This window comes from Chamaesiphon sp. GL140_3_metabinner_50 (assembly GCF_025361915.1).
Classification (GTDB): domain Bacteria; phylum Cyanobacteriota; class Cyanobacteriia; order Cyanobacteriales; family Chamaesiphonaceae; genus Chamaesiphon.
The window spans coordinates 1-6,282 of record NZ_JANYJC010000183.1; the positions used below are offsets into that span (position 1 = coordinate 1).

Genomic DNA, 6,282 nt, shown 5'->3' on the forward strand with positions numbered 1-6,282 from the left:
CTAATTGCGAGATCTTTACTTGCAATTCTATTTCGGTATCGTTCAATTGCGATCGAGTCTCGACTAATCGCTGTTCTTGACTGGTTAGTTCGGGCGGTATGTCTGCTTTCGCCCGATTCAATCGCTCTATTTCTGTCTCAATATCTTGTCGATCTTTTAATCGTTTGCTAATCGCTAGATCTAGTTGTTGTAACAGTAACTGTTTTTGGGCGGGAGATTCAGCTTCGTCTGTATTCTTTTGACTCTGGAGCTGCTGAATATTTAGTTCTAATTCTTGCTTAATTAGTGAATGTCCTTCAATTTCAGATTGAATCTGTTTGAGTTCGGTTTTGGCTTGCTGGTGTAGCCTCTGAGCGAGGGAATCGTTGGAGCTTTCGATTTTAACTTGCTCTGCTTGTAGTTGAGAAATTTTCAACTTACAATTATGGAGATCGGTATTTACTTCTAGCAGACAAGCTTGTTTTTCCTGAATATTGCGATCTAACTTAATTGCAACAGCTTGCTGCTCTTCATAGTAGTCCGTTAGAGATGATAATTGTTGCTCTAGTTGCTGTTGTCGAACGCGATCGCGATCGATCCGATCGGACAAACTAGCTGCTACACTATGTAATTGAGATACCCTTAATTCGATCGCCTGTAGATCTTTATCCCTAAGCTGCAACTGTCGATCTAAAATTGCGCTGCGTTGCTGCAACTCATTCAACCGCACTTTTCCCCGCTCTAGTTGGCGATGGATCTGCTGCTTGCGTTGGCGGGATCTGGCAATCGCACTCACAGCGACACCTGGGAGCGTCGCCAAGCCAACGAGTGCAGAGTTGCCGATATTTTGAGTAAATGGCAACGTACAACCGCAGCTTGCGATAAAAGCGACAGAGCCAGTCTTAAACCAATGTTTGAGGATGGGAGCTTGTTTGATAGACACCGATCGATAAGCCATTAGGAAGATTTGATGAGCAGCCGCTAACCTACAGGTTCAACTAACCACAAAGATTATAGCCGATCGCGCTCTAACTACACTGTTGTGCCTAATTTAATGCCGTCATTGATGTGATGATATTTATACAAGTCCTAGCAATGTACTAGAAATCGCTCTAGTTAAGTCGTTCCCTGCTTTGCCTCTCCAAAGGAGAATCGAATATCCAGCCCCATTTAATCTACAATCTTTGGTTAGGGATCGATGAATTACAAGGAGCAAATTAAAAATGGCATCGATCGAACTTATCGGATATCTGGCGGCGACGCTGACAACAGCAGCATTTTTACCTCAAGTCGTGCAGGTTTGGAAATCTAAGTCTACCAAAGATCTATCTTTACCAACTTTACTATCGTTTATTGCTGGCGTTTCAATGTGGCTGATTTATGGCTTATTACTCAACAGTTCGCCAATTATTGCCGCCAATGCAGTTACATTAGTACTGAATTTAGTAATTCTCCGGTTTAAACTTAAATATGGATAAAGTGCGTTTTCATTGTGTTAGATCTTTAACAACACAGCGCGAATTGTTAGCTTGAGACTAGCTCGTTTTGCATTGGGACGCTCCATCAGGTTCGATCGACTGGAATAATTTTACCTGATTCTGGTGTTCGAGTGGCTGCGGCGATCGTTTGGATCTTTGATGGCCACCGCCCGAACATCAGCAACTTGTTTCAATTTATTTACTTATTTACCACGAATATAACCCGATCGAGAAAACAGTGCATTCGCTAAAGTTTCTAAAGCTAATTGCTTAATTTTATCTTAATTTAATCTACGTATATTAATTATAAATTAAAGCTTTAAACATCTCAAACATAATTAATAAATTTATAAATCTATGCCGATAGACTGATTTATTTACTCCAGATTATCAGTGAAAATTAGGACAGCGAATATCAAAAATGTAAACGTTTTGATGCAGTAAATTTATGACTACTCAATCTCGTAACTCTCTAGTTCACTAGAGAGTTGAGCCTTAACAAAATACCTAAAAATTATGACTGAATATCACAACCAAGCTAAATCTTCAGTCGCTCCCGTGGAGAGTCGCAGAAAAATGGCAAATCCAGCAACATTCCCCCCTAAAATATGGACGGGATTCGCGATCGCTGCCATCTTTTTGAGCGGCGGATTAGCGGCATGTTCCAATCGTACAGCGCAATCGCCGTCAACAACAGAAACTACGACCACGATCGCGACCAGTCCAGCAGTAAGTTCTCCCAACTCATCGCCATCGCCGTCAACAATAGAGACTACACCTACGACCACTCCAGCCGTAAGTTCCCCCAACTCATCTAGTCAAACTATGTCCGTTGGCGTAGCCTCTCCTGCGGAGAATCGAGATTTTCTGACGATGATGACGGCCCATCACCAGATGGCAACCCAGATGAGTCAAATGGTGTTAAAGACGACCAAATCGCCAGAAATTAAGACATTAGCTCAGTCCATTGTTAAAACTCAAACCGCCGAGATCGGTCAGATGCAACAATGGTATCAAAGTTGGTATAAATCTAACCTGTAAAATAACACTTCAAATTCAAGTTTATTCATCCTCTTGACTCTCTAGTTCGCTAGAGGGTTGAGAATAGGAATAAGTACATCTAGAACGCACTCATCGAAGTGCCAACGCACAATGAATATCCAACTAAACATTCCTAACATGGCTTGTGCTGCCTGTGGTGAAACGATCTCCAAGGCAGTAATCGCGATTACCTAAGGGTAGGCTACGCCAACGATCCAACGGCAACCGTGCAAGCCGATCCCACAACCAAACAGTCAAAATCGAGACTCAAGCCACTCAAGCAGAAATTGAAAGTGCCATTACAGCGGCTGGCTACCAAGTAGCGTAGCAAGATCCGCTCGATCTGAGAGATTTAGCTACTCACCAACATCCCCTCACCTCAAAACTATATGGAAGATCTAAATCTCAAGCTCAAAGGGATGAGTTGCGCCTCTTGTGCAAATAATATCGAGCGGGCAATTCGGAATGTACCAGGGGTGGTGGAAGGTAATGTCAATTTTAGTAGCGATCGAGCAACCGTGCTATACGACCCCAAACGGACTAATATAAATATCATCACCAAAGCCGTTGTTGATGTTGGGTATGAAGCACAAATTATCCCAGCAGATCTCACTATTGAAGACGATACCGGAAATAGGGAGCAACAACGAGCAGAGCGAAATCTTCAGAGCAGAGTTTTAGTCGGTGCCATACTCAGTATCTTGCTCGTCATCGGCAGTTTGAGCCATTTCAATCTCACCCTGCCGTCCTGGTTAGCTCGGCTCGAAAATCCTTGGGTACAGCTAGTTCTGGCATTACCCGTACAGTTTTGGGTGGGTAGAGAATTTCAAATATCGGCGTGGAAGGCATTTCGGCACCGTACCGCTGATATGAATACCCTAATTGCGCTCGGTACGAGTATCGCTTTTTTCTATTCACTCTGGGTAACTCTAAACCCTAATTACTTTACAACCCAAGGATTATCAGCAGAAGTCTATTACGAAGCGACGGCGATGATTATCACTTTAACGCTGTTGGGAAGATGGTTAGAAAATCGTGCCAAAGGAGCCACATCGTCAGCGATTCAGGCATTGATGGGATTACAGGCAAAAACGGCGCGGGTGGTGCGGGAGGGTAAAGAACTTGACATCCCGATCGCGGAAGTCGCCCTTGCAGATATAGTCGTAGTACGTCCGGGTGAAAAAATCCCTGTCGATGGTGAAGTGGTATCGGGATATTCCACGGTGGATGAATCGATGCTGACGGGTGAAAGTTTTCCTGTGACTAAACAAGTCGGCGATGAAGTTGTCGGCGCAACGCTCAATAAGATGGGTAGCTTTCAGTTTCGGGCGACCAAAATCGGTAAAGATACCGCGCTGGCGCAGATCGTCAAATTAGTTCAACAAGCTCAAAATTCTAAAGCACCGATTCAGAAGTTAGCCGATAATATCACTGGCTGGTTCGTTCCGGTAATTCTGGCGATCGCAATTACCACTTTTATAGTCTGGTTTCTAACGATCGGTAATTTCACTTTATCGATCGTCACAATGGTCGGTGTGTTAATTATCGCCTGTCCCTGCGCCTTGGGTCTAGCAACGCCCACATCGGTGACTGTCGGCATCGGCAAGGGGGCAGAAAATGGCATTTTGATTAAAGGAGCAGAAAGTCTAGAACTCGCCCGTCAAATCCAGACGATCGTGCTGGATAAAACAGGTACCATTACTCAGGGTAAGCCAGTTGTCACCGATACTACCTCAATTCTAGATCTGATTCCTACCAGTCCTGCCGTGCTAGCTCCACTGACTTTATGGCGATCGATCGGTGCCTTAGAAAATAACTCCGAACATCCTCTAGCTGAAGCCTTGCTGCAATCTGCCCGCGATCGCATTAAAGATGCCCAATTACCGACTGTCGAACATTTTGAAGCGATCGCCGGAAGTGGTGTCCAGGGTACTGTTGCAGGGCAGCAGGTGTCGATCGGGACTCAACGTTGGTTTGATGAAATGAACATCAATTCAGCCGTATTCCAAGCCCAGAAAGAAGACTGGGAGGATGCCGGAAAAACGGTAGTTTTTGTAGCGATCGATCGGTATTTACAAGCTGCGATCGCAGTTGCTGATACCGTCAAACCCACCTCGGCTAAAGCGATTCAAACATTACAGAAAATGGGCATCGAAGTGATAATGCTCACTGGCGATAACCAGCGTACCGCCAAAGCGATCGCCGATCGAGTGGGGATTAAGCGCGTCCTAGCCGAAGTTCGCCCCGACCAAAAAGCGCAGACGATTCAGACTTTGCAGCTTGATGAGCAGAAAGTTGTGGCAATGGTGGGAGACGGCATTAATGATGCTCCGGCACTTGCTCAGGCTGATGTCGGGATGGCGATCGGCACGGGTACGGATGTCGCGATCGCGGCAAGTGATATCACGCTGATTTCAGGGGACTTACAGGGGATTGTGACGGCAATTCGGCTCAGTCGCGCCACGATGCAAAATATTCAGCAGAATCTATTCTGGGCACTAGGCTATAACGTGCTAGGCATCCCGATCGCAGCGGGAATTCTGTTCCCATTTACTGGCTGGTTGCTCAATCCGGCGATCGCGGGTGCGGCGATGGCGTTTAGCTCGATTTCAGTTGTTCTCAATGCTTTGAGATTGAAGAGGTTTAAATTATGAAACTGGCAGCAATTTTAGTCGGGACAGCAATACTTTCGATTTTTCCGATGGGTGTGGGTGAATCTCAAATGCAACACTCGCCTCCAAATAAATCGTTTCGTCAAAGCGAAAAGTGCGGTCTTGGGGCGCGACGTTTTGGGGGGAAGCTTCCCCCCAAAAGCTCGCTTGTCTCCCCAAGTAGAGCACCTTTTCAAGACATAGAACAGCCTTTGCCAATCAAAGTAGGTGTAGTTCTCGGTGGACTGACGTTAGTTGGTGCCGAACTGTGGTGGTTTTTGGGACGCAAACAACAGAAACAACAAGCTATCCAAAGTAATGGAGTGCAATCGGTATTAGTAACAGTTGATGGTGGTTATCGTCCAGATCGGGTTATTGTCAATAGCGGTGAACCTGTGCGGTTATCGTTTCATCGTCTCGATAGTAATTCTTGTCTGGACGAAGTATTAATTCCCGACTTTGGGATTAGCACCCGTTTACCCGTCGGGCAAACAACAACTGTTGAATTCACACCCACTAAAGTAGGGGAATATACTTTCACTTGCGGGATGAGGATGTTTCGGGGAATAATTGAGGTAAAAGTAAAGTAAAATCGGCTCTTTTACTGCGATAATCAATCGCCGATGTCGCGCCGTCATGGAACGATTGGGGCTGAATTTGGATGCCAAAACATTCGAGGATCCACTCATTATACCAAAACACATTCTGCGCGAATACGTTCTCTATCGATCTGAGCGGATATTTGACGATCCTCACATGTTGGAGTTTATTTACTATTTATGTTGGATCTTGTCACAATCCCGATTAGGATGAGTACCATCACAATCTAAACACACTTTATATGTCACGAATATCATTATTGGTAGGAACGATCGGGCTAGGATCGATCGTAATGCTCCTACAACCGATCGCCACTGCTCATTCGGTAGAGGTTGCTAATTCAGCTAGATCGATCGATACGACGGTCGCCATAGCCAGGGGAAGACGCGGTACTGGCGATAACTTTGGCTCGGCGATGCAGAAGTACCAACAAGGCGACTTTCAGGGCGCATTAGCCGATTATAATCGTGCCATTAAAAATAATCCCCAAAGTGCGAATGCTTACTACAATCGCGGGTTGCTTAAAGCAGACA

The 6,282-nt window shown here is 45.3% G+C and carries 7 protein-coding genes and 1 pseudogene; 6 read left to right on the forward strand and 2 right to left on the reverse strand.

Annotated features, from left to right (window positions below; genetic code table 11):
* On the reverse strand, positions 1 to 937 hold a 937-nt coding region (locus tag Q0R35_RS09270), incomplete at its 3' end, for a hypothetical protein (RefSeq protein WP_295616586.1).
* 265 nt (positions 938 to 1,202) lie between these two features.
* On the opposite strand from Q0R35_RS09270, the gene Q0R35_RS09275 reads away from it, so the two are divergent.
* Positions 1,203 to 1,457, forward strand: a complete 255-nt coding sequence (locus tag Q0R35_RS09275; protein ID WP_295616589.1) for a SemiSWEET transporter — start codon at positions 1,203 to 1,205, stop codon at positions 1,455 to 1,457.
* Positions 1,458 to 1,984: 527 nt separating this feature from the next.
* Here Q0R35_RS09275 and Q0R35_RS09280 read toward each other — a convergent pair.
* A complete protein-coding gene (locus tag Q0R35_RS09280) occupies positions 1,985 to 2,266 on the reverse strand; it encodes a hypothetical protein (RefSeq protein WP_295616592.1) in 282 nt (93 codons plus the stop codon).
* Positions 2,267 to 2,282: 16 nt separating this feature from the next.
* On the opposite strand from Q0R35_RS09280, the gene Q0R35_RS09285 reads away from it, so the two are divergent.
* From Q0R35_RS09285 to Q0R35_RS09300, 5 genes and pseudogenes are all read left to right on the forward strand, one after another.
* Entirely contained in the window at positions 2,283 to 2,498 is a 216-nt protein-coding gene (locus tag Q0R35_RS09285; protein WP_295616595.1) for a DUF305 domain-containing protein, read from the forward strand.
* 111 nt (positions 2,499 to 2,609) lie between these two features.
* Positions 2,610 to 2,826 (forward strand): annotated as a pseudogene (locus Q0R35_RS19525) (cation transporter).
* A gap of 61 nt (positions 2,827 to 2,887) precedes the next feature.
* A complete protein-coding gene (locus tag Q0R35_RS09290; protein ID WP_295616598.1) occupies positions 2,888 to 5,152 on the forward strand; it encodes a heavy metal translocating P-type ATPase in 2,265 nt (754 codons plus the stop codon).
* A gap of 209 nt (positions 5,153 to 5,361) precedes the next feature.
* Positions 5,362 to 5,739: a cupredoxin domain-containing protein gene (locus Q0R35_RS09295; RefSeq protein WP_295616601.1), complete on the forward strand. Its 378-nt coding sequence runs from the start codon at positions 5,362 to 5,364 to the stop codon at positions 5,737 to 5,739.
* A gap of 251 nt (positions 5,740 to 5,990) precedes the next feature.
* On the forward strand, positions 5,991 to 6,282 hold a 292-nt coding region (locus Q0R35_RS09300), incomplete at its 3' end, for a tetratricopeptide repeat protein (RefSeq protein ID WP_295616604.1).